Source organism: Klebsiella sp. PK01, assembly GCF_057624675.1.
Genome location: NZ_JBYEZM010000002.1, coordinates 729,885 through 750,283, shown reverse-complemented (window position 1 = coordinate 750,283; position 20,399 = coordinate 729,885). Strand labels below are relative to the sequence as shown.

The following is a 20,399-nucleotide window of genomic DNA, read 5'->3' as shown; positions in this document are numbered from 1 at the left end:
GCGGAGTTTGCATGTCACTTAATATCCACGTCATTAAAGATAAAATCCTCTCCGAAAACTACTTCGTGCTGCGCAACATGACCTATGAGTTGACGCGCCGCGACGGCAGCGTCGTGCGTCACAAACGCGAAGTGTACGATCGCGGCAACGGCGCCACGGTTTTGCTTTACAACCCTGGCAAGCAAAGCGTGGTACTGGTGCGCCAGTTCCGCGTCGCCACCTGGGTTAACGGCAACCCGGATGGCATGCTGATTGAAACCTGCGCCGGACTGCTGGATAACGACGCGCCAGAGGTATGCATCCGCAAGGAGGCGATCGAGGAGACCGGTTATCAGGTCGGCGAGGCGCGCAAGGTCTTCGAACTCTATATGTCGCCCGGCGGCGTGACCGAACTGATTCACTTTTTTATCGCCGAATACAGCGAGGCGCAGCGCGCTAACCGGGGCGGCGGCGTAGATGATGAAGATATTGAGGTGCTGGAACTGCCGTTCGTCCGGGCGCTGGAAATGGTCGCCAGCGGTGAAATCCAGGATGGCAAAGCGGTGATCCTGCTGCAATACCTACAAAATTCCGGCCTCATGTCGCGGGATCTCTGATAAATCTGATTGAGCAAAACCCCGCCAGTGCTGATGATAATGATGAATTAGAAATCACTCTGTCAGTCATACTTCGGGATTGTGCCGCTCATGCTTTATCGGGTTTTAATACTGCTTTTTTTCGGTTTTCTGCCGACGTCGTTGGCGTGGGCGGCGCCAGCCCAGCAGTTGTTTGGAGATTGGCTTGTCACCTGCAACAATCAAAATTATTGCGTCACGCGTAATGTCGGGCTGCATCATGGATTGGTGATGACCCTAAGCCGGAGCGCGGGAGCGGCCACCGATGCCGCTTTGCGCATTGAACTTGGCGGCGTTGGTAATCCGGTCGCCGCGCTGGCGGCCATCGGCCCGCGGCTGCAGCTAGATGGTAAACCGCTGCATTTTGACGGCAAACACTGGCAGATTGCCGATAAGCTGATTAAAACCGGCGATAGCGTCAGTATCGACGCTTTCCTGCAGCAGGCCCAGGAGGGGAAAGAGATTACCCTGCAAAACGGTCTGCAAAGCATTTCATTGAAGGGCCTGAAGGCCGCGCTGCTATTTATTGATAATCGGCAAAAGCGGGTCGGCAGCGAAACCGCGTGGGTCGGCAAAGGTGAAGAACCGCCGCTCAGCGTACCGCCGGCACCGGCGTTGCGAACCGTGGGTAAAGCGGAAGTAGCGCAGTCGCCGCTCAGCCGCGACGAACTTAATGAGCTGATCGACTACGGCAATGAGCGGATGAACGCCAGCCCCTGTTCGCTCGATCCTTTCCGCCGGGAAATCCGCGTCACCGCGCTAACCGATGAGAAAGTTCTGCTGATGACCAGTTGTGAAGCGGGCGCGTATAACACCGTCTGGCTGGCGTGGCTGGTGTCGCGCAAAACGCCTCATCTTGCCCGTCAGGTGCGGCTGGCGCTGCCATTCCAGCCGCCCGGCAATGCGCCGCGAGATATAGAACTGATTAACGCCAGCTTCGATGAGCAGCGTCATGAACTGGTGACATTCGATAAAGGCCGCGCGCCGGGCGATTGCGGGATCCAAACCCGCTGGCGCTATGACGGCCAGCGGTTTAATTTGACCCGCTACGCTCAGCAACCGCAGTGCGATAACTGGCAGGGGCCAGACGCCTGGCCCACATTATGGATCACCCGTTAAGCACTTTGCGGCTGACTTCGACAATATGTTCAGCGGTAAAGCCGAAGAACGGGAACAGCTTGTCGGCGGGCGCCGATTCCCCGTAGCGGGTCATACCAACAATTGCGCCTTTCAGGCCGACATATTTATACCAGTAGTCGGCGATACCGGCTTCGATAGCGACGCGGGCGCTAACATCGGAAGGCAGCACCGACTCGCGCCAGGCCTCATCCTGAGCATCGAAAACGTCGGTGGAGGGCAGCGACACCACCCGCACGTTTACGCCGCTGGCCAGCAGCGTCTCCGCCGCCTGAACGGTAATCTCGACTTCCGAACCGGTGGCGATAAGGATGAGATCCGGCTTGCCGCCCGCATCCTTCAGAACGTAACCGCCGCGCGCAATTTCCTGCACCTGTTCCGGCGTACGGGCCATTTGCGCCAGATTCTGTCGCGAAAGGATTAACGCGGTAGGGCCGTCATTGCGCTCGATGGCCGCCTGCCAGGCGACGGCGGTTTCCACCTGATCGCACGGCCGCCAGGTACTAAAATTGGGCGTCAGGCGCAGGCTTGCCAGCTGCTCTACCGCCTGGTGCGTTGGACCATCTTCGCCAAGGCCGATTGAATCATGGGTATAGACCATAATCTGATGCGCCTTCATCAGCGCCGCCATGCGTGCGGCGTTACGCGCGTATTCGACGAACATCAGGAAGGTCGAGGTATAGGGAATAAAACCGCCGTGCAGGGCGATGCCGTTAGCCACCGCGGTCATACCGAATTCGCGTACGCCGTAGTGGATATAATTACCCGCCTGATCCTCTTTGATCGACTTCGAGCCGGACCAGATCGTCAGGTTACTGGGCGCCAGGTCGGCGGAACCGCCGAGCAGCTCAGGCAAATCCGGGCCGTAGGCGTTAAGCGCATTTTGCGAAGCCTTACGGCTGGCTATTTTCGCCGGTTCCGACTGTAGCTTCGCCACATAATCGCGGGCCGTTTTTTGCCAGTCAGCCGGGAGCTCACCTTCCATGCGGCGTTTCAGTTCAGCCGCCAGTTCTGGATACTGCTGCTGGTAAGCAGCGAATTTTTCATTCCACGCATGTTCTGCTTTCTCGCCGCGCGGCCGCGCATCCCAGCCCTGATAAATTTCTTTCGGGATTTCAAACGGCGGATATTTCCAGCCCAGCTGTTCGCGGGCCAGCGCGACCTCCTTTTCCCCCAAGGCCGCGCCGTGCGACTCTTCGGAACCGGCTTTATTCGGTGAACCAAAACCGATTATGGTGCGGCAAATAATCAGCGAAGGTTTGTCTGTTACCGCCTGCGCTTGCTGGATTGCCTGCTTCACCGCCTGCGGATCGTGACCGTCGATATCGCCAATCACGTGCCAGTGGTAGGCGCGAAAGCGCTCGGCGGTATCGTCGGTGAACCAGCCTTCAACGTGGCCGTCAATAGAGATACCGTTGTGATCGTAGAACCCAATCAGCTTGCCTAATCCCAGGGTGCCCGCCAGCGAACTGGCCTCGTGTGAAATCCCCTCCATCAGACAGCCATCGCCCATAAACACCCAGGTGTAGTGATCGACGATGTCGTGGCCGGGACGGTTAAACTGCGCCGCCAGCGTACGTTCGGCGATAGCCATCCCGACGGCGTTAGCCAGCCCCTGGCCGAGCGGCCCGGTGGTGGTTTCCACGCCGGGGGTATAGCCATGTTCCGGGTGGCCCGGCGTTTTCGAATGCAGCTGGCGGAAGTTTTTCAGCTCATTCATCGGCAGATCGTAGCCGGTCAAATGCAGCAGGCTATACAGCAGCATCGAAGCATGGCCGTTAGACAAAATGAAACGATCGCGATCGTACCAGTGCGGATTTGTCGGGTTGTGCTTGAGAAAATCGTTCCACAGCACTTCGGCAATATCCGCCATCCCCATCGGAGCGCCGGGGTGGCCGGAGTTGGCTTTCTGGACGGCGTCCATGCTCAGGGCGCGAATGGCGTTAGCAAGCTCTCTTCGGGACATAGTCGTTTACTCCGTGACAAAGGATGACAGTTTGGCTGCTAGCAGATCTTCCAGTTTGCGCTGATCGACGGCGAACTGGCGAATACCTTCCGCCAGCTTTTCTACCGCCATCGGATCCTGGTTATGCTCCCAGCGGAATTCCGCTTCGCTTAGCGGAACCGGGCGCGGAAGTATCTGATGAGCGGGGATGAGTTTACGTATTACCGGCGCGTCGCTGGCCTGCAGCTCTTGTAACAAGGCCGGGGAGATGGTGAGGCGGTCGCAGCCGACCAGCGCGAGGATTTGTTCGGTACGGCGGAAGCTGGCGCCCATCACGATGGTGTTGTACTTATGGAGTTTGAAATAGTCGTAGATATTGCGCACCGATTTCACCCCCGGGTCTTCATCAACCACGTAAGGCTCTAACGGCTGACGCGCCTGATACCAGTCGTAAATACGCCCGACGAAGGGCGAAATCAGAAACACGCCGGCTTCGGCGCAGGCGCGAGCCTGGGCGAATGAGAACAACAGCGTCAGGTTGCAGTGGATCCCTTCTTTTTCCAGCACCTCCGCGGCGCGGATCCCCTCCCAGGTGGAGGCCAGTTTGATCAGGATCCGCGACTTATCGATCCCCATTTCCTGATAGAGAGCGACCAGGTGGCGCGCTTTCTCAATACTTTTTTCACGATTGAAGGAGAGGCGGGCATCGACTTCGGTAGAGACGCGCCCTGGAATGCTTTTGAGTATTTCCGCGCCGAAATTGACCGCCAGCTTATCGCAGGCATTAGCGACCTGCGCCTCGCGGTTGCCGCCCTGTTTCGCGGCCCAGGCGAGGGCATCATCGATAAGCCCGGCGTAGTTATCCAATCCGGCAGCCTTTAATAGCAGCGAAGGGTTGGTGGTGGCATCTTCCGGCTGATAGTGGCGGATAGATTCAATGTCGCCGCTGTCGGCGACCACGGTGGTGAATTGTTTGATACTGTCTAGCTGATTCATTAAAAAGTACTCCTGGAACAATAAGTTGCATGAGTTCTTGTCGTTATGCGGTAGAGATGGTGATGAGGTACATAACTAAAAAGCATAGCAGACGGGGCTATCATTGACCGTGAAACTAGGTTACATAAATATTATAAATTGATAACAACCAGACCTTTGTGATGGCAAGAGTATGGCGGCCTTCAAAGTTTAAACCGCCGTCAGGCGCGATACTAAGCATCGCCTTAAGGCGGGCCGACGGCTCGCCATCACGCTTCACCCCCTACGATTCGATACGTGAAAGGAACCATAAAATGGATGAGCAGTTGAAACAAAGCGCCCTCGATTTCCACGAGTTCCCGGTGCCCGGGAAAATTCAGGTGTCGCCGACCAAACCCCTGGCGACCCAACGCGATCTGGCGCTGGCATATTCGCCGGGCGTTGCCGCGCCGTGCCTGGAAATTGAGAAGGATCCTTTGGCCGCTTACAAATACACCGCTCGCGGCAACCTCGTAGCGGTGGTCTCCAACGGTACCGCCGTCCTCGGTTTAGGCAATATCGGCGCGCTGGCCGGAAAACCGGTAATGGAAGGAAAGGGCGTTCTGTTTAAGAAATTCGCCGGCATCGATGTGTTTGATATTGAAGTCGATGAGTTGGATCCTGACAAATTCATTAATGTCGTCGCCGCCCTGGAGCCGACGTTTGGCGGCATCAACCTCGAAGATATTAAAGCGCCGGAATGTTTCTATATTGAGCAGAAACTGCGTGAACGCATGAATATTCCGGTGTTCCACGACGATCAGCACGGCACGGCGATTATCAGCACCGCGGCAATTCTCAACGGTCTGCGGGTGGTTGAGAAGAATCTCTCCGATGTGCGGATGGTGGTCTCCGGCGCGGGAGCGGCGGCAATCGCCTGTATGAACCTGCTGGTGGCGCTGGGAATGCAGAAACACAATATCGTGGTCTGCGACTCGAAAGGCGTAATCTATAAAGATCGCGAAGCCAACATGGCGGAAACCAAAGCGGCCTACGCGGTGGAAGACGACGGGAAACGTACCCTCGACGATGTCATCGATGGCGCGGACATTTTCCTCGGCTGCTCCGGGCCGAAAGTTCTGACTCCGGAGATGGTCAAGAAAATGGCGCGCTCGCCGCTGATCCTCGCGCTGGCGAACCCGGAGCCGGAAATCCTGCCGCCGCTGGCGAAGGAAGTGCGCGACGATGTGATTATTTGTACCGGCCGTTCCGACTATCCAAACCAGGTCAACAACGTGCTGTGCTTCCCGTTCATTTTCCGCGGCGCGCTGGATGTTGGCGCGACGGCGATTAACGAAGAGATGAAGCTGGCGGCGGTTCACGCTATCGCCGAGCTGGCGCATGCCGAACAGAGCGAAGTCGTGGCTTCCGCCTATGGCGACCAGGATCTCAGCTTTGGCCCAGAGTACATTATTCCGAAACCGTTCGATCCGCGCCTGATCGTCAAGATCGCGCCAGCGGTTGCCAAAGCGGCGATGGAATCCGGCGTGGCGACGCGGCCGATTGCCGACTTCGATGCCTACATCGAGAAGCTGAGCGAGTTCGTTTATAAAACCAACCTGTTTATGAAGCCGATCTTCTCCCAGGCGCGCAAAGAGCCGAAGCGCGTGGTGCTGGCGGAAGGTGAGGAGACCCGCGTGCTGCACGCCACGCAGGAGCTGGTATCGCTGGGGCTGGCGAAGCCAATCCTCATCGGTCGTCCGAGCGTGATTGAAATGCGCATCCAGAAACTGGGTCTGCAGATCAAACCGGGCGTGGACTTTGAAATCGTCAATAATGAATCCGATCCGCGCTTTAAAGAGTACTGGAGCGAGTACTATCAGCTGATGAAGCGTCGCGGCATTACCCAGGAGCAGGCGCAACGGGCAGTAATTAGCAACACCTCGGTCATTGGCGCGATCATGGTTCATCGCGGTGAGGCGGATGCGATGATCTGCGGAACCATCGGCGATTATCATGAGCACTATCGCGTGGTACAGCCGCTGTTTGGCTTCCGCGACGGCGTCAGCACCGCCGGGGCGATGAACGCGCTGCTGCTGCCAAGCGGTAACACCTTTATCGCCGACACCTACGTCAATCACGATCCATCGCCGGAAGAGCTGGCGGAGATCACCCTGATGGCGGCGGAAAGCGTGCGTCGTTTTGGTATCGAACCGCGCGTGGCGCTGCTGTCGCACTCCAACTTCGGTTCCGCCGATTGCCCGTCGGCCAGCAAAATGCGTAAAACGCTGGAGCTGGTGAAGGCGAGCGCGCCGGATCTGATGATTGACGGTGAAATGCACGGCGATGCCGCGCTGGTCGAAAGCATCCGTAATGACCGTATGCCGGATAGCCCGCTGAAAGGGGCGGCCAATATTCTGGTGATGCCGAATATGGAAGCCGCGCGTATCAGCTACAACCTGCTGCGCGTCTCCAGTTCGGAAGGGGTCACCGTCGGGCCGGTACTAATGGGTATCGCTAAGCCGGTGCATATTCTGACGCCTATCGCCTCCGTGCGCCGTATCGTCAACATGGTGGCGCTGGCGGTCGTGGAAGCGCAGACCCAGCCGCTGTAAACGCAAAAAATTAAGCCCCGGTATTCCGGGGCTTTTTTGTCTCAGGTGGCTAAATTCAGATCCACTCTTTCACTTTGATGAACTCGCTCAGCGCGGCTTCCGGGCTGCCTTCCTGCGGGTGGAAGTTGTATTCCCAGCGCACCAGCGGCGGCATCGACATCAGAATAGACTCCGTACGCCCGCCGGTCTGCAGGCCGAACAGCGTGCCGCGATCCCACACCAGATTGAATTCCACATAGCGCCCGCGGCGATAAAGCTGGAAATCGCGCTCGCGTTCGCCATAAGGCGTGGTTTTTCGGCGCTCAACGATTGGCAGATAGGCGTCAGTAAAGCCGTTGCCCACCGCCTGCATAAAGGCGAAGCAGTGGTCAAAGTCCGGGGTATTTAAATCATCGAAGAAGAGGCCGCCAATGCCGCGCTGTTCGTTACGGTGCTTGAGGTAGAAGTAGTCATCGCACCACTTTTTATAGCGCGGATAGACCTCGTCGCCGAACGGCAGGCACAAATCGCGGGCGGTACGATGCCAGTGGATGGCGTCTTCTTCAAATCCGTAATAAGGCGTTAAATCAAACCCGCCGCCGAACCACCACACCGGGTCGGCGCCGGGCTTCTCGGCAATGAAAAAGCGGACGTTGGCGTGGCTGGTCGGCACATAGGGGTTGCGCGGATGCACCACCAGCGAAACGCCCATCGCTTCAAAGCTGCGCCCGGCGAGCTCCGGGCGGTGGGCGGTTGCCGATGCAGGCATCGCATCGCCGTGGACGTGAGAGAAGTTAACCCCGGCCTGCTCAAAGACGCCGCCGTCGCGTAAAACCCGGCTGCGTCCGCCGCCGCCGCCTTCGCGCTGCCAGCTATCTTCGACAAAATCCTTGCCGTCAACGGCGGAGAGGTTGGCGCAAATGGCATCCTGCAGCTGAAGAAGGAAGGCTTTGACCTGCTGTACATCGGGTTTCATTAACGTCTCTTCGAATGCGCTTTCTGGTTATCGAACCAGTGGAAATAACTAATAATACCGGAAGCAATAGCGTTGGCGATCTTCTGGCGGAAAGCGGTTGTGCCGAGTAGCTTTTCTTCATTTGGGTTGGTAATGAACGATGTTTCGACCAGCACCGAGGGAATGGAAGGTGACTTCAGCACCACAAAGGCCGCCTGTTCTGTATTGCGGCTGTGCAGCTTATGCACCGGCTTAATCTTTTTCAGAATATGCGAGCCGAGCGTCAGGCTGTTCTTAATGGTGTCGGTTTGCACCAGATCGAACAATACCTGCTGTAGCAGATGGTCCTTATCCGTCGCTTTTTTACCGGCGACCTCATCGGCGCGGTTTTCGCGCTCGGAGAGATATTTCGCCATGGCGCTACTGGCGCCGCGGTTGGAGAGCGCAAAGACGGAGGCGCCGGCCGCACTCGGGTTGGTAAAGCCGTCGGCGTGAATCGACATAAACAGATCGGCGCCGTGCTGGTGGGCGATTTCAACGCGATCGTATAGCGGAATAAAGGTATCGCCGCTACGCGTCAGGCGGGCATCGATGCCGTTGCTGCGTAAAATACTGCGCACATTTTTGGCAATGGCCAGCACGACGTGTTTTTCTTTCGAACCGTTGTGGCCAATTGCCCCCGTATCGATGCCGCCATGACCGGGGTCAAGCATCACCAGGCGCTTGCTGCCTGCTTTCTTTGCGACGGGTTTGCTGTGTCCATTGGAAGTTTTTAGCGGCTGTTCTTTGGCATTGGCCTGGGAAGCGACGCCGGTTAGCGTCATCGCAGCCAGTCCTGCTTTCAGCACCTGACGGCGCGAAGCAAGTATTTTTAATGGTTTAAAAGTGCTCATTCGGCCTGAATTGTAAACAAGTGATGTCCAATGTTATATCGTATCGCGTTTCCCGTTACGACCACTCAAAATAAGAATTGTTTTACTTTTCATTTCAATACATGACAAAGATATATTATGCCATTTTTTGCCGATGATTTCGCCTGATATTGGCTATCAGTCATATTCGCGCCATAATCACTGTTTTTAACCGTAAATGGTGGGGAATACCATGGAGATTCGCGTTTTTCGCCAGCAGGATTTCGAAGAAGTGATCACCCTTTGGGAGCGCTGCGATCTTCTGCGCCCATGGAACGATCCGGAAATGGATATCGAGCGTAAGCTCAACCACGACGTGAGCTTGTTTCTGGTCGCTGAAGTGAACGGTGAAGTGGTAGGGACGGTAATGGGCGGTTACGACGGTCACCGCGGTTCCGCTTACTATCTTGGCGTACATCCGGAATACCGCGGCCGCGGTATCGCTAATGCGCTGCTCAATCGGCTGGAAAAGAAGCTGATCGCCCGCGGCTGCCCGAAAATTTCAATTATGGTGCGTGACGATAACGAAGTGGTGCAGGGGATGTATGAGCGTCTCGGTTACGAGCACTCGGATGTACTCACCCTGGGTAAACGCCTGATCGAAGATGAAGAATACTGAATTTATTCCTGCCGATTACGATGCCCAGGGCCGTTTGCGGTTGCCGCTGTTGTTTTGGGGCGTGCTGTTGCTGCAGGCGCGCACCTGGGTACTGTTCGTCATGGCCGGCGCCTCCCGCCAGCAGGGCGACGCGCTGCTGAGCCTGTTCTATCCCGATCACGATAACTTCTGGCTGGGGTTACTGCCCGGCGTACCGGCGGTCGCGGCATTTCTGCTTAGCGGTCAGCGTCAGCGTTTCCCGCGTCTCTGGCCGCTGATGCGCTGGCTGCTGATTGCCTCGCAGGCGCTGTTGCTGGCCTGGCAGCCGTGGCTGTGGTTCACCGGCGAGGCGCCTTCCGCGCTGACCATCGCCCTGCTAGCGGCCGATATTTATGCGCTATGGTGGCTGATAACCAGCCGCAGGTTGCACGCCTGTTTTCGCCTCGAAGCGCTTTAATGGCACTTTTTGCCGATCGCGTACTCCAACATGCGTTGAATTAATCAGAAGGATTGAGATATGAAATCGCTACGTCTAATGCTCTGCGCGCTTCCGCTGGCGCTAACCGGCTGCTCAACGATGAGCGCGGTGAACTGGTCGGCTGCCTATCCGTGGAACTGGTTTGGTTCCTCCAACGAGGTCACCGAGCAGGGCGTGGGTAAACTGACAGCATCGACGCCGCTGAGTGAGCAGGCGATTAGCGATGCCCTCGGCGGCAGCTACCGTCTGCGCAGCGGAATGAAAACCACGGATGGCAAAATCGTTCACTATTTTGAAGCGCTGAAGGATGACAAGCTGGCGCTGACCATCAACGGCGATGGCGGTACGGTGAGCCGCATTGACGTACGCGATAGCGCGATTCCTGCCGCCAGCGGCGTGAAAATCGGTACCCCGTTTAGCGAGCTGTACAGCAAAGCGTTCGGCAACTGCGAGAAAGGCGCTCCCGATAACGGCGCGGTGGTGGAATGTAAAGCGCCTGGCAGCCAGCACATCAGCTACGCCTTTACCGGCCACTGGAGCGGTCCGGACGAGCTGATGCCGTCCGACGATACCCTGAAAAACTGGAAAGTCAGCAAAATTATCTGGCGTCGCTAATTTGATCTGAAGAGACACGTGGGCGGATAAAAACGGTTACAATGGCGCGTTAGCAACGTCATAGCGTTGTGGTTGCATCATTTCAGGAGGAGCGATGTCTCAGGTTCAGAGCGGCATTTTGCCGGAACATTGCCGCGCGGCGATTTGGATTGAAGCCAATGTCAAAGGGGATGTTAACGCCCTGCGCGAAGCGAGCAAAATTTTTGTCGATAAAGTAGCCACCTTCCAGGCTAAATTCCCCGATGCCAAACTCGGCGCGGTGGTGGCTTTCGGCAATACCGTCTGGCGTCAGCTGAGCGGTGGTGAAGGCGCGGAAGAGTTAAAAGATTTTCCGGTTTACGGCAAAGGGCTGGCGCCATCCACGCAGTATGACGTGTTAATTCATATTTTATCCGCCCGCCATGAAGTGAACTTTTCCGTCGCCCAGGCGGCGATGGCCGCGTTCGGCGACGCCATCGAAGTGAAAGAAGAAATTCACGGTTTCCGCTGGGTGGAAGAACGCGATCTGAGTGGCTTCGTTGACGGCACCGAAAACCCGGCAGGCGAAGAAACTCGCCGTGAAGTCGCGGTGATTAAAGACGGCGTTGACGCGGGCGGCAGCTACGTATTTGTGCAATGCTGGGAGCACAATCTTAAGCAACTGAACCGCATGAGCGTGCCGGATCAGGAGATGATGATTGGCCGTACCAAAGAAGCCAATGAAGAGATCGACGGCGACGAGCGCCCGGTCACTTCACACCTGAGCCGCGTGGACTTAAAAGAAGATGGCAAAGGGCTGAAAATCGTCCGCCAGAGCCTGCCGTACGGTACCGCCAGCGGCACTAACGGCCTGTACTTCTGCGCCTACTGCGCGCGCCTGTACAACATTGAACAGCAGCTGCTGAGCATGTTCGGCGATACCGACGGTAAGCGTGATGCCATGCTGCGCTTCACTAAACCGGTGACCGGCGGTTATTACTTCGCGCCGTCGCTGGAGCGTATTCAGGCGCTGTAATTTTTCCCCTCACCCTAACCCTCTCCCCAAGGGGGAGAGGAGACGGCACGGTGGACTCTCTTTCTCCCTCTCCCTCAGGGAGAGGGGACGTACGGTGCGGTTATGGATTCCGCGTGCGAACTCCCTTTCTCCCTCTCCTGAGGGAGAAAGGACGGTACGGTGCGGCTATGGATTCCGCGTGCGGACTCTCTTTCTCCCTCTCCCTCAGGGAGAGGGGCGGGGTGAGGGCATCGGCGAGTCAAGCGCTTCAAGTATTCTCTCCATCACCGCATCTTCATACTCTTCAAACTCATTATTCCAGAAGCGTAAAACCCGCCATCCCTGGCTCTGTAGCCAGCGGGTGCGGCGAACATCGTAGACGCGCCTCTCATCGTGCTGACCGCCGTCCAGTTCAATCGCCAGCCGTGTTGCGCAGCAGGCAAAATCGAGAATGTAGGGACCAACGGGATGTTGGCGGCGAAACTTATAGCAAGCAAAACGGCGGTTGCGCAGTAAGTACCATAGTCGACGTTCTGTTGGCGTTAAGCTACGTCTGAGCTGACGTGCAAATATCTGTGTGTTTTTCATATAAACACAGTGCACCCCTGGCAGCCGTTTGTCACAATGACACGTCGAATCTGCGAGCCGCTTTCAGCAAAGCTTTGCCAGTTGCTTATTCTCTTTTCTACTTCTAAATCGCCAAACGGTATATAAAACCGTTACTCCTTTCGTACTCGTTATAAATATGATGATCATCAGTAAATGATCATTTTTGATAAGGGTGCGCAATGGCCGTTAAATCACTGAAAAAAGGATATCTGGCGCTGGCGGCTTCCATGCTGCTGGTGGCGCAGGCGCAGGCGACTGAACTGCTGAACAGTTCCTATGATGTTTCCCGCGAGCTGTTCGCCGCCCTTAATCCGCCTTTTGAGCAGCAGTGGGCAAAAGAAAACGGCGGCGATAAGCTGACCATCAAGCAGTCCCATGCGGGCTCCTCCAAGCAGGCGTTGGCGATTCTGCAAGGCCTGAAGGCTGACGTCGTGACCTATAACCAGGTGACGGACGTCCAGATTCTGCATGATAAAGGCAACCTGATCCCGGCAGACTGGCAGAGCCGTCTGCCGAATAACAGCTCGCCGTTCTATTCGACCATGGCTTTCCTGGTGCGTAAGGGCAACCCCAAAAATATTCACGGCTGGAACGATCTGGTGCGTTCCGACGTGAAGCTGATTTTCCCGAATCCTAAAACTTCAGGCAACGCGCGCTATACCTATCTTGCGGCCTGGGGGGCGGCGGATAAAGCCGATGGCGGCGATAAAGCCAAAACCGAACAGTTTATGACCCAGTTCCTGAAGAACGTCGAGGTCTTCGATACCGGCGGTCGCGGCGCGACCACCACCTTCGTCGAGCGCGGGCTGGGCGATGTGCTGATTACTTTTGAATCGGAAGTTAACAACATCCGTAAACAGTATGAAGCGCAGGGTTTCGAAGTAGTGGTGCCGAAGGTCAATATCCTTGCCGAGTTCCCGGTAGCGTGGGTAGACAAAAACGTTAAGGCCAACGGTACTGAAAAAGCGGCGAAAGCCTACCTGAACTATCTCTATAGTCCGCAGGCGCAGACCATCATCACCGATTACTACTATCGCGTGAATGACCCGAAAGTCATGGCGTCGCTGAAAGATAAATTCCCGCAGACCGAACTGTTCCGCGTGGAAGACCAGTTTGGCAGCTGGCCTGAAGTGATGAAAACCCACTTCGTCAGCGGCGGCGAGCTGGACAAACTGCTGGCAGCGGGGCGTCAGTAATGTTGGCTGTGTCGTCCAAGCGCGTGCTGCCGGGCTTTACCCTGAGCCTTGGCACCAGCCTGCTGTTTGTGTGCCTGATTTTACTGTTGCCGCTCAGCGCGCTGGTAATGCAGCTGGCGCAGATGAGCTGGGCGCAGTACTGGGAGGTGATTACCAACCCGCAGGTGGTCGCTGCCTATAAAGTCACGCTGCTGTCTGCTTTTGTGGCGTCAATTTTTAACGGTGTGTTTGGCCTGCTGATGGCGTGGATCCTTACCCGCTATCGTTTCCCGGGCCGTACCCTGCTGGATGCCCTGATGGACCTGCCGTTCGCGCTGCCGACGGCGGTGGCCGGCCTGACGCTGGCCTCGCTGTTCTCGGTTAATGGCTTGTACGGCGAATGGCTGGCGAAGTTTGATATCAAAGTGACTTATACCTGGCTTGGCATCGCGGTGGCGATGGCCTTTACCAGCATCCCGTTTGTGGTGCGTACCGTGCAGCCAGTGCTGGAAGAGTTAGGGCCGGAATATGAAGAGGCGGCGGAAACCCTCGGCGCGACGCGCTTACAGAGTTTCCGCAAAGTGGTGCTGCCGGAGCTGTCGCCGGCTCTGCTGGCGGGGATTGCGCTGTCGTTTACCCGCAGCCTTGGCGAGTTCGGCGCGGTGATTTTTATCGCCGGCAACATCGCGTGGAAAACGGAAGTGACTTCGCTGATGATTTTCATTCGTTTGCAGGAGTTTGATTACCCGGCGGCGAGCGCGATTGCCTCGGTGATCCTCGCGGCGTCGCTGCTGCTGCTGTTCTCCATCAACACTCTGCAGAGTCGCTTTGGTCGACGCGTGGTAGGTCACTAATGGCGGAAGTTACTCAATTGAAGCGCTATGACGCGCCCCGGATCAACTGGGGCAAATGGTTTCTGATCGGCGTCGGGATGCTGGTATCCGCCTTCATCCTCGTGGTGCCGATGATTTATATTTTTGTCCAGGCTTTCAGTAAAGGGTTAATGCCGGTGCTGGAAAATCTGGCCAACCCGGACATGCTGCACGCCATCTGGCTGACGGTGATGATTGCGTTGATTACCGTGCCGGTGAATCTGGTGTTCGGTACGCTGCTGGCCTGGCTGGTGACGCGCTTTACCTTCCCTGGCCGCCAGCTGCTGCTGACGATGCTGGATATCCCGTTTGCCGTCTCGCCGGTGGTGGCAGGTCTGGTTTATTTACTGTTTTACGGCTCCAACGGCCCACTCGGCGGCTGGCTTGATGAGCACAACCTGCAGATCATGTTCGCCTGGCCGGGCATGGTGCTGGCGACTATCTTCGTCACCTGTCCGTTTGTGGTCCGCGAGCTGGTGCCGGTCATGATGAGTCAGGGGAGCAATGAAGATGAAGCGGCGATCCTGCTCGGCGCTTCCGGTTGGCAGATGTTCCGCCGGGTGACGCTACCCAATATTCGCTGGGCGCTGCTGTACGGCGTGGTGTTGACCAACGCCCGCGCGATTGGCGAATTCGGCGCGGTGTCGGTCGTTTCCGGCTCGATCCGCGGCGAAACGCTATCGCTGCCGCTGCAAATTGAATTACTGCAGCAGGACTACAACACCGTCGGTTCGTTTACCGCCGCGGCCCTGCTGACGTTAATGGCTATTTTGACCCTGTTTTTAAAGAGTATGTTGCAATGGCGTCTGGCCAATCAGGAAAAACGCGCGCAACAGGAGGGAAATCATGAGCATTGAGATTGCCAATATTAAGAAATCGTTTGGTCGCACCCAGGTGCTGAATGATATCTCGCTGGATATCCCTTCCGGGCAAATGGTTGCGCTGCTGGGGCCGTCCGGCTCCGGTAAAACCACTTTATTGCGGATTATCGCCGGGCTGGAGCATCAATCCAGCGGCCATATCCGTTTTCACGGCACCGACGTGAGCCGGATGCACGCCCGCGATCGTAAAGTGGGCTTTGTTTTCCAGCACTATGCGCTGTTCCGTCATATGACGGTGTTCGATAACATCGCCTTTGGCCTGACCGTACTGCCGCGTCGTGAGCGTCCCAATGCGGCGGCGATTAAAGCCAAAGTGACCAAACTGCTGGAGATGGTGCAACTGGTCCATCTTGCCGACCGTTATCCGGCGCAGCTTTCCGGCGGCCAGAAGCAGCGCGTAGCGTTAGCGCGCGCGCTGGCGGTCGAGCCGCAAATTCTGCTGCTGGATGAGCCCTTTGGCGCGCTGGATGCGCAGGTGCGTAAAGAATTGCGCCGCTGGCTGCGCCAGCTGCACGAAGAATTAAAATTCACCAGCGTGTTTGTTACCCACGATCAGGAAGAGGCGATGGAAGTCGCCGATCGGGTGGTGGTAATGAGCCAGGGCAATATCGAACAGGCCGATGCGCCTGAACGCGTCTGGCGGGAACCTTCGACCCGTTTTGTGCTCGAGTTTATGGGCGAAGTTAACCGCCTGCAGGGCACCATTCGCGGCGGCCAGTTCCATGTCGGCGCCCACCGCTGGCCTTTAGGCTATACCCCGGCATACCAGGGGCCGGTCGATCTGTTCCTGCGACCGTGGGAAGTAGATATCAGCCGCCGTACCAGCCTGGATTCGCCATTGCCGGTGCAGGTGCTGGAAGCCAGTCCGAAGGGGCACTACACCCAATTAGTTGTCCAGCCTCTGGGGTGGTATGACGAACCGCTGAGCGTGGTGCTGGCGGGCGATGAGGCCCCGTCCCGTGGCGAACGCCTGTTTGTCGGCTTGCAGAATGCGCGCCTGTATAATGGAACCGAACGCATCGAACCGCGCGGCGAACTTGCTCTGGCAGAGACGGCCTGATAGCTTAAATCCACGTGCTTTTGCCGGGCGGCGCTGCGCTGACCCGGCCGACAGCCCGGAGCGCATGACGCGGCCGGGCTTTTTATTGGACAGCTGAAGTGAACACATTAGAACAAACAATCGGCAACACGCCGCTGGTGAAATTACAACGTCTGGGGCCGGACAACGGCAGCGAAATCTGGCTTAAGCTTGAGGGCAATAACCCGGCGGGCTCGGTAAAAGATCGCGCTGCGCTGTCGATGATTGTCGAAGCGGAAAAGCGCGGCGAAATTAAACCAGGCGACGTGCTTATCGAGGCGACCAGCGGTAATACCGGTATCGCGCTGGCGATGATAGCGGCGTTAAAAGGCTATCAGATGAAACTGCTGATGCCGGACAACATGAGCCAGGAGCGCCGTGCCGCGATGCGCGCCTACGGCGCTGAACTCATCCTGGTCACCAAAGAGCAGGGGATGGAAGGCGCTCGCGATCTGGCCGCCGCGATGGCCGAGCGTGGCGAGGGTAAACTATTGGATCAGTTTAACAACCCGGATAACCCTTACGCCCATTACACCACTACCGGCCCGGAGATCTGGCGCCAGACGGACGGGCGTATCACCCACTTTGTTTCCAGCATGGGCACCACCGGTACCATTACCGGCGTATCGCGTTTTCTGCGCGAACAGGCGAAGCCGGTAAGCATCATTGGGCTGCAGCCGGAAGAGGGCAGCAGCATTCCGGGGATCCGCCGCTGGCCGCAGGAATATATGCCGGGTATTTTTAATGCCGCGTTGGTGGATGAGGTGCTGGATATCCACCAGCAGGATGCGGAAAACACGATGCGCCAGCTGGCCGTACAGGAAGGGATCTTCTGTGGCGTCAGTTCCGGCGGCGCGGTTGCCGGGGCGCTGCGTATTGCTCGCGCCAATCCGGGCGCGGTGGTAGTGGCGATCATCTGCGATCGCGGCGATCGCTATCTCTCAACCGGCGTGTTCGGCGAAGAACACTTCAGCCAGGGGGCGGGTATCTAAACGCGCTATCACGGCCCCCCATGCCTGGCATGGGGGGCGGTTAACCTAAAGTGCGTGTTTCGCGACCAGCTTATCCAGAAACGCCCATAGCTTTTGATTCATCTCGCGATAATCCCATTGCCTCATTTCATCTTCGCTGCGAATAAAGCGCCTGCCTTTTGCGGCGGTAAGTTCAGGTTGCGAGTGCGTAATTAATAACTCGATGACCTCCACGTCAAACTCCATATGGCACTGAAAACCGTAGACCCGATCGCTATATTTGACGATTTGCCGCGGGCACCCTTCGCTGGAGGCCAGGACTTCCGCCGCAGGCGTCAGGCCCGGCATATCGTTGTGCCAGTGGCCGACTACCACCGATGGTCCGAAATGGGCGATGTTGTCATCCTGCAGTCCGGCGGTGGTCAGGATGATAGGATAGTGGCCAATCTCTTTTTCCGGGCTTTGCATCACCGGCGCCCCCAGCGCTTCGCCGATCAGCTGCGACCCGAGGCAAATCCCGACCACGATACGCCCGGCGGCAATCGCCTGGGCAATCAGGTTTTTCTCAGCATGGGCATCAAACCATGGGCACTCGGCAAGCGTGGTGCGTGGCGACTGCGGGCCGCCAAGTACCACCAGCATATCAAAACCTTCGGCATTCGCCGGCAGCGGATCCCCGACATAAACCCGCGACCAGCTGGCCTGATAGCCGCGGGCGTTAACCCAGCGCAGATAGGCGCCAGGCGCTTCAAAAACTTCATGGACGATAAAGTGGATCCGCATTACAACTCCCGTGTTTAACAAGGTAAGACCAGCGATAAATCGTGTGCAAGTTGTTCAATTTGCGCCTCGGTTAAAGCGCCCAGCGACAGGCGCAGGCCGTGCGACGGTGTTTTCACGCCAAAGGCCTCACCTTCACGCACCAGCCAACCGGCACGCGCCAGACGCAGCGCCAGCGGCTGGCTGACGGCTGAAAGCGGCAGCCAGAAATTAAGACCATCGCCAGGCGGAAAATCGCCAACGCCGTGGCGGGCCAACGCGGCGGCGAGCCGCTGATTTTGCTGCTGATAGTGGCGCTGGCTCGCAGTCAGAGAAGCGGCAAAAGCGCTATCATTCAGGCAGGCGAACGCCAGCTCTTGCAGCAAATGGCTGACCCACTGGCTACCGGCGTTCAGGCGCAGGCGCAGCGCCGCTGAGGTGGTCGGATCGCTGGCGACTATCGCCAGGCGCAAATCCGGGCCCAGGGTTTTGGACATTGAGCGCACCAGCGCCCAACGCTGAATGCCTTCAGGTAGCGGATTGTGCCAGCGTGTCGCTGAGAGCAGGGCGAAGTGATCGTCAACGATCGCCAGCGTCTGCGGATAGCGGGCGAGCACGGTGCGAATCGCTTCCGCGCGCTCCGGCGTCAAACTGCAGCCGGTCGGGTTGTGGGCGCGTGGAGTCAGTATTACCGCGCGGGCGCCGTTGCGCAGCGTTTCTTCAAGCCGCTCTGGGTTCATGCCTTCACCGTCGACGGCGACCGGGTTGGGCTGGAAACCGGCGTAACGCAGCATATTGATGCTGCTCAGAAAGCAGGGGTCTTCTACCGCGACGCTGTCGCCGGGGAGCAGCAGTGCGCAGAGCAGGCGTTCAAGGGCGTCAATTGCGCCGCTGGTCAAGTTGACGTCAAATTCGTGGCCAATATCGCGACTGACCCACTCCCGCGCCCAGTCAGCCAGACGCGGCTCAACGGCGGCATCGCCATATAAGTGCGGGGTCCGCGACAGCTTGGGAAGAAAACGGCCAATATCCGGCAGACGTCGCGGATCCGGATTGCCGCCGGAAATATCAATCAGCGATGTCGTCGGATCGCCGCCCTCGACCGCATTAAGCGTATTAAGCGCCTTAATGGCCGTGCCGTTGCGCCCCTGGCTGACGGCGAGCCCTGAGGCCACCAGCCGCTTGTAGGCCGCCGCCACCGTATTGCGGTTGACTGCCAGTTCGCCTGCCAGCTCGCGCACCGGCGGCAGCGCCTCTCCGGGTTGCAACGCGCCGCTCTGCACCAGATGACGGATGTTATCGAAAATCTCGTTTGCGGTTTTTCCGGTGAACATTATTGACCTATGACAAAATGAATTTTAGCATAGGACGAATGATAATCAGAGTATGACCCGCTGTCCAGCGGGGGGAGAAAGGATGAGTCAGCAAGACGAAATACAGTCCGTGCTCTTTAACGACCACAGCCGGGCGCTGGAGGTTGATATCGTGGCGGTGCAATCGCAGGTGGTCTATGGCAGCGTTGGTAACAGTATCGCGGTACCGGCAATCAAGCAGCATGAATTGCGGGTGATGGCGGTGCCCACGGTGTTATTCAGCAATACTCCACATTACGATACTTTCTACGGTGGGGTGATCCCGGAAGAGTGGTTTAGCGGCTATCTGCGGGCGCTGGAGGAGCGTGATGCGCTTCGCGAGCTGCGGGCGGTAACCACCGGGTATATGGGCAGCGCCGGGCAAATTGCGCTGCTGGCGCAGTGGCTGCAGCGGATCCGTGTGCACCATCCCGACCTCTGTATTCTGGTTGACCCGGTGATTGGCGATGTAGATAGCGGCATCTACGTAAAAGCGGAGATCCCCGAGGCTTATCGCCGCCACCTGTTGCCGCTGGCGCGGGGGATCACGCCAAATCTTTTCGAGCTCGAAACCCTCAGCGGCATGCCGTGCCACAACCAGCAGGAAGCGGTGATCGCCGCGCGTAGTCTGCTTTCCGATACCCTAAAGTGGGTGGTGATTACCAGCGCGCCTGGGCTGGATGCTTCGACTATTAACGTGCTGGTGGTCACCGACGATGCAGTCGAAGTGGTCGTCCATCCTCGCGTCGAAACCGACCTCAAAGGCACCGGCGACCTGTTCTGCGCCGAGCTCATCAGCAACCTGGTGTGCGACATGCCGTTGGGCGACGCTACGCGCGCCGCCGCTCAGCGCGTGCTGGCGGTAATGACCTGGACCGAGAGTCAGGGCTGCGATGAACTCATTTTACCGCCGTCGGGAGCGCAATAA

19 protein-coding genes and 1 pseudogene are annotated in these 20,399 nt (G+C 57.5%); 13 read left to right on the top strand and 7 right to left on the bottom strand.

Annotation, left to right across the window (positions count from 1 at the left end):
- Window positions 1–11: 11 nt before the first annotated feature.
- Window positions 12–609, top strand: a pseudogene (nudK, locus tag AC22LX_RS08755) (GDP-mannose pyrophosphatase NudK).
- 77 nt (window positions 610–686) lie between these two features.
- Window positions 687–1,733 (top strand): DUF1176 domain-containing protein, encoded by a 1,047-nt coding sequence (locus tag AC22LX_RS08750; RefSeq protein ID WP_042892993.1) that lies wholly within the window; start codon window positions 687–689, stop codon window positions 1,731–1,733.
- Here the strand turns inward: AC22LX_RS08750 and tkt are convergent.
- Window positions 1,723–3,717 carry a transketolase gene (gene tkt / locus AC22LX_RS08745; RefSeq protein ID WP_047050995.1) on the bottom strand — a complete coding sequence of 665 codons (1,995 nt, stop codon included), beginning with the start codon at window positions 3,715–3,717 and terminating at the stop codon, window positions 1,723–1,725. The genes AC22LX_RS08750 and tkt overlap by 11 nt on opposite strands.
- 6 nt (window positions 3,718–3,723) lie before the next feature.
- The gene (gene tal / locus AC22LX_RS08740) at window positions 3,724–4,692 is read right to left on the bottom strand and encodes a transaldolase (protein WP_045392631.1); all 969 of its coding nucleotides are present in this window, start codon (window positions 4,690–4,692) and stop codon (window positions 3,724–3,726) included.
- Between the two features lie 293 nt (window positions 4,693–4,985).
- Here tal and maeB point away from each other — a divergent pair, with 293 nt between their 5' ends.
- Window positions 4,986–7,265: an NADP-dependent oxaloacetate-decarboxylating malate dehydrogenase gene (gene maeB / locus AC22LX_RS08735; RefSeq protein WP_015365481.1), complete on the top strand. Its 2,280-nt coding sequence runs from the start codon at window positions 4,986–4,988 to the stop codon at window positions 7,263–7,265.
- Between the two features lie 55 nt (window positions 7,266–7,320).
- Here maeB and hemF read toward each other — a convergent pair whose 3' ends face one another.
- Together hemF and amiA are read right to left on the bottom strand one after the other, a co-directional pair.
- Window positions 7,321–8,220, bottom strand: a complete 900-nt coding sequence (gene hemF, locus AC22LX_RS08730; RefSeq protein ID WP_047078069.1) for an oxygen-dependent coproporphyrinogen oxidase — start codon at window positions 8,218–8,220, stop codon at window positions 7,321–7,323.
- Window positions 8,220–9,092: an N-acetylmuramoyl-L-alanine amidase AmiA gene (gene amiA, locus AC22LX_RS08725; RefSeq protein ID WP_045392625.1), complete on the bottom strand. Its 873-nt coding sequence runs from the start codon at window positions 9,090–9,092 to the stop codon at window positions 8,220–8,222. Before amiA ends, hemF begins: the two co-directional genes overlap by 1 nt.
- Before the next feature lie 211 nt (window positions 9,093–9,303).
- Here amiA and AC22LX_RS08720 point away from each other — a divergent pair, with 211 nt between their 5' ends.
- From AC22LX_RS08720 to AC22LX_RS08705, 4 genes are all read left to right on the top strand, one after another.
- Complete coding sequence (locus tag AC22LX_RS08720; RefSeq protein ID WP_045392622.1) at window positions 9,304–9,729, top strand: GNAT family acetyltransferase; 426 nt, start codon at window positions 9,304–9,306, stop codon at window positions 9,727–9,729.
- The gene (locus AC22LX_RS08715; RefSeq protein WP_047050999.1) at window positions 9,716–10,165 is read left to right on the top strand and encodes a DUF2919 domain-containing protein; all 450 of its coding nucleotides are present in this window, start codon (window positions 9,716–9,718) and stop codon (window positions 10,163–10,165) included. The genes AC22LX_RS08720 and AC22LX_RS08715 overlap by 14 nt, the downstream gene beginning before the upstream one ends.
- Before the next feature lie 60 nt (window positions 10,166–10,225).
- Window positions 10,226–10,801 carry an RpoE-regulated lipoprotein gene (locus AC22LX_RS08710; protein WP_045392616.1) on the top strand — a complete coding sequence of 192 codons (576 nt, stop codon included), beginning with the start codon at window positions 10,226–10,228 and terminating at the stop codon, window positions 10,799–10,801.
- Between the two features lie 94 nt (window positions 10,802–10,895).
- The gene (locus tag AC22LX_RS08705) at window positions 10,896–11,795 is read left to right on the top strand and encodes a Dyp-type peroxidase (RefSeq protein WP_487333916.1); all 900 of its coding nucleotides are present in this window, start codon (window positions 10,896–10,898) and stop codon (window positions 11,793–11,795) included.
- 204 nt (window positions 11,796–11,999) lie between these two features.
- Here AC22LX_RS08705 and AC22LX_RS08700 read toward each other — a convergent pair whose 3' ends face one another.
- A complete protein-coding gene (locus AC22LX_RS08700; RefSeq protein WP_072047982.1) occupies window positions 12,000–12,362 on the bottom strand; it encodes an endonuclease domain-containing protein in 363 nt (120 codons plus the stop codon).
- Window positions 12,363–12,562: 200 nt separating this feature from the next.
- On the opposite strand from AC22LX_RS08700, the gene AC22LX_RS08695 reads away from it, so the two are divergent.
- The 5 genes from AC22LX_RS08695 to cysM all read left to right on the top strand — a co-directional run bounded on the left by AC22LX_RS08695 (window position 12,563) and on the right by cysM (window position 17,381).
- Window positions 12,563–13,579: a sulfate ABC transporter substrate-binding protein gene (locus AC22LX_RS08695; RefSeq protein WP_045392613.1), complete on the top strand. Its 1,017-nt coding sequence runs from the start codon at window positions 12,563–12,565 to the stop codon at window positions 13,577–13,579.
- Window positions 13,579–14,412, top strand: a complete 834-nt coding sequence (cysT, locus tag AC22LX_RS08690) for a sulfate/thiosulfate ABC transporter permease CysT (RefSeq protein ID WP_015365489.1) — start codon at window positions 13,579–13,581, stop codon at window positions 14,410–14,412. Before AC22LX_RS08695 ends, cysT begins: the two co-directional genes overlap by 1 nt.
- Window positions 14,412–15,287: a sulfate/thiosulfate ABC transporter permease CysW gene (gene cysW, locus AC22LX_RS08685; protein ID WP_015365490.1), complete on the top strand. Its 876-nt coding sequence runs from the start codon at window positions 14,412–14,414 to the stop codon at window positions 15,285–15,287. Before cysT ends, cysW begins: the two co-directional genes overlap by 1 nt.
- Complete coding sequence (gene cysA, locus AC22LX_RS08680) at window positions 15,277–16,371, top strand: sulfate/thiosulfate ABC transporter ATP-binding protein CysA (protein ID WP_045392610.1); 1,095 nt, start codon at window positions 15,277–15,279, stop codon at window positions 16,369–16,371. Before cysW ends, cysA begins: the two co-directional genes overlap by 11 nt.
- A 98-nt stretch (window positions 16,372–16,469) precedes the next feature.
- Window positions 16,470–17,381, top strand: coding sequence for a cysteine synthase CysM (cysM, locus tag AC22LX_RS08675; protein ID WP_045392607.1), 912 nt, complete (start codon window positions 16,470–16,472; stop codon window positions 17,379–17,381).
- 45 nt (window positions 17,382–17,426) lie between these two features.
- Here the strand turns inward: cysM and AC22LX_RS08670 are convergent, their stop codons facing one another.
- Both AC22LX_RS08670 and ptsJ read right to left on the bottom strand, forming a co-directional pair.
- Window positions 17,427–18,143, bottom strand: a complete 717-nt coding sequence (locus AC22LX_RS08670; protein WP_045392604.1) for a type 1 glutamine amidotransferase — start codon at window positions 18,141–18,143, stop codon at window positions 17,427–17,429.
- Window positions 18,144–18,157: 14 nt separating this feature from the next.
- Entirely contained in the window at window positions 18,158–19,453 is a 1,296-nt protein-coding gene (ptsJ, locus tag AC22LX_RS08665; RefSeq protein ID WP_487333915.1) for a MocR-like B6 salvage transcription factor PtsJ, read from the bottom strand.
- An 82-nt stretch (window positions 19,454–19,535) separates the two neighbouring features.
- Between ptsJ and pdxK the strand changes: the two genes are divergently transcribed.
- Window positions 19,536–20,399, top strand: coding sequence for a pyridoxine/pyridoxal/pyridoxamine kinase (gene pdxK, locus AC22LX_RS08660; RefSeq protein WP_015703132.1), 864 nt, complete (start codon window positions 19,536–19,538; stop codon window positions 20,397–20,399).

What these genes read in the sequence shown, in the direction of transcription:
- AC22LX_RS08750 (WP_042892993.1), top strand. Translation starts at nt 687, where the DNA reads ATGCTTTATCGGGTTTTAATACTGCTTTTTTTCGGTTTTCTGCCGACG.
- tkt (WP_047050995.1), bottom strand. Translation starts at nt 3,717, where the DNA reads ATGTCCCGAAGAGAGCTTGCTAACGCCATTCGCGCCCTGAGCATGGAC.
- tal (WP_045392631.1), bottom strand. Translation starts at nt 4,692, where the DNA reads ATGAATCAGCTAGACAGTATCAAACAATTCACCACCGTGGTCGCCGAC.
- maeB (WP_015365481.1), top strand. Translation starts at nt 4,986, where the DNA reads ATGGATGAGCAGTTGAAACAAAGCGCCCTCGATTTCCACGAGTTCCCG.
- hemF (WP_047078069.1), bottom strand. Translation starts at nt 8,220, where the DNA reads ATGAAACCCGATGTACAGCAGGTCAAAGCCTTCCTTCTTCAGCTGCAG.
- amiA (WP_045392625.1), bottom strand. Translation starts at nt 9,092, where the DNA reads ATGAGCACTTTTAAACCATTAAAAATACTTGCTTCGCGCCGTCAGGTG.
- AC22LX_RS08720 (WP_045392622.1), top strand. Translation starts at nt 9,304, where the DNA reads ATGGAGATTCGCGTTTTTCGCCAGCAGGATTTCGAAGAAGTGATCACC.
- AC22LX_RS08715 (WP_047050999.1), top strand. Translation starts at nt 9,716, where the DNA reads ATGAAGAATACTGAATTTATTCCTGCCGATTACGATGCCCAGGGCCGT.
- AC22LX_RS08710 (WP_045392616.1), top strand. Translation starts at nt 10,226, where the DNA reads ATGAAATCGCTACGTCTAATGCTCTGCGCGCTTCCGCTGGCGCTAACC.
- AC22LX_RS08705 (WP_487333916.1), top strand. Translation starts at nt 10,896, where the DNA reads ATGTCTCAGGTTCAGAGCGGCATTTTGCCGGAACATTGCCGCGCGGCG.
- AC22LX_RS08700 (WP_072047982.1), bottom strand. Translation starts at nt 12,362, where the DNA reads ATGAAAAACACACAGATATTTGCACGTCAGCTCAGACGTAGCTTAACG.
- AC22LX_RS08695 (WP_045392613.1), top strand. Translation starts at nt 12,563, where the DNA reads ATGGCCGTTAAATCACTGAAAAAAGGATATCTGGCGCTGGCGGCTTCC.
- cysT (WP_015365489.1), top strand. Translation starts at nt 13,579, where the DNA reads ATGTTGGCTGTGTCGTCCAAGCGCGTGCTGCCGGGCTTTACCCTGAGC.
- cysW (WP_015365490.1), top strand. Translation starts at nt 14,412, where the DNA reads ATGGCGGAAGTTACTCAATTGAAGCGCTATGACGCGCCCCGGATCAAC.
- cysA (WP_045392610.1), top strand. Translation starts at nt 15,277, where the DNA reads ATGAGCATTGAGATTGCCAATATTAAGAAATCGTTTGGTCGCACCCAG.
- AC22LX_RS08670 (WP_045392604.1), bottom strand. Translation starts at nt 18,143, where the DNA reads ATGCGGATCCACTTTATCGTCCATGAAGTTTTTGAAGCGCCTGGCGCC.
- ptsJ (WP_487333915.1), bottom strand. Translation starts at nt 19,453, where the DNA reads ATGTTCACCGGAAAAACCGCAAACGAGATTTTCGATAACATCCGTCAT.
- pdxK (WP_015703132.1), top strand. Translation starts at nt 19,536, where the DNA reads ATGAGTCAGCAAGACGAAATACAGTCCGTGCTCTTTAACGACCACAGC.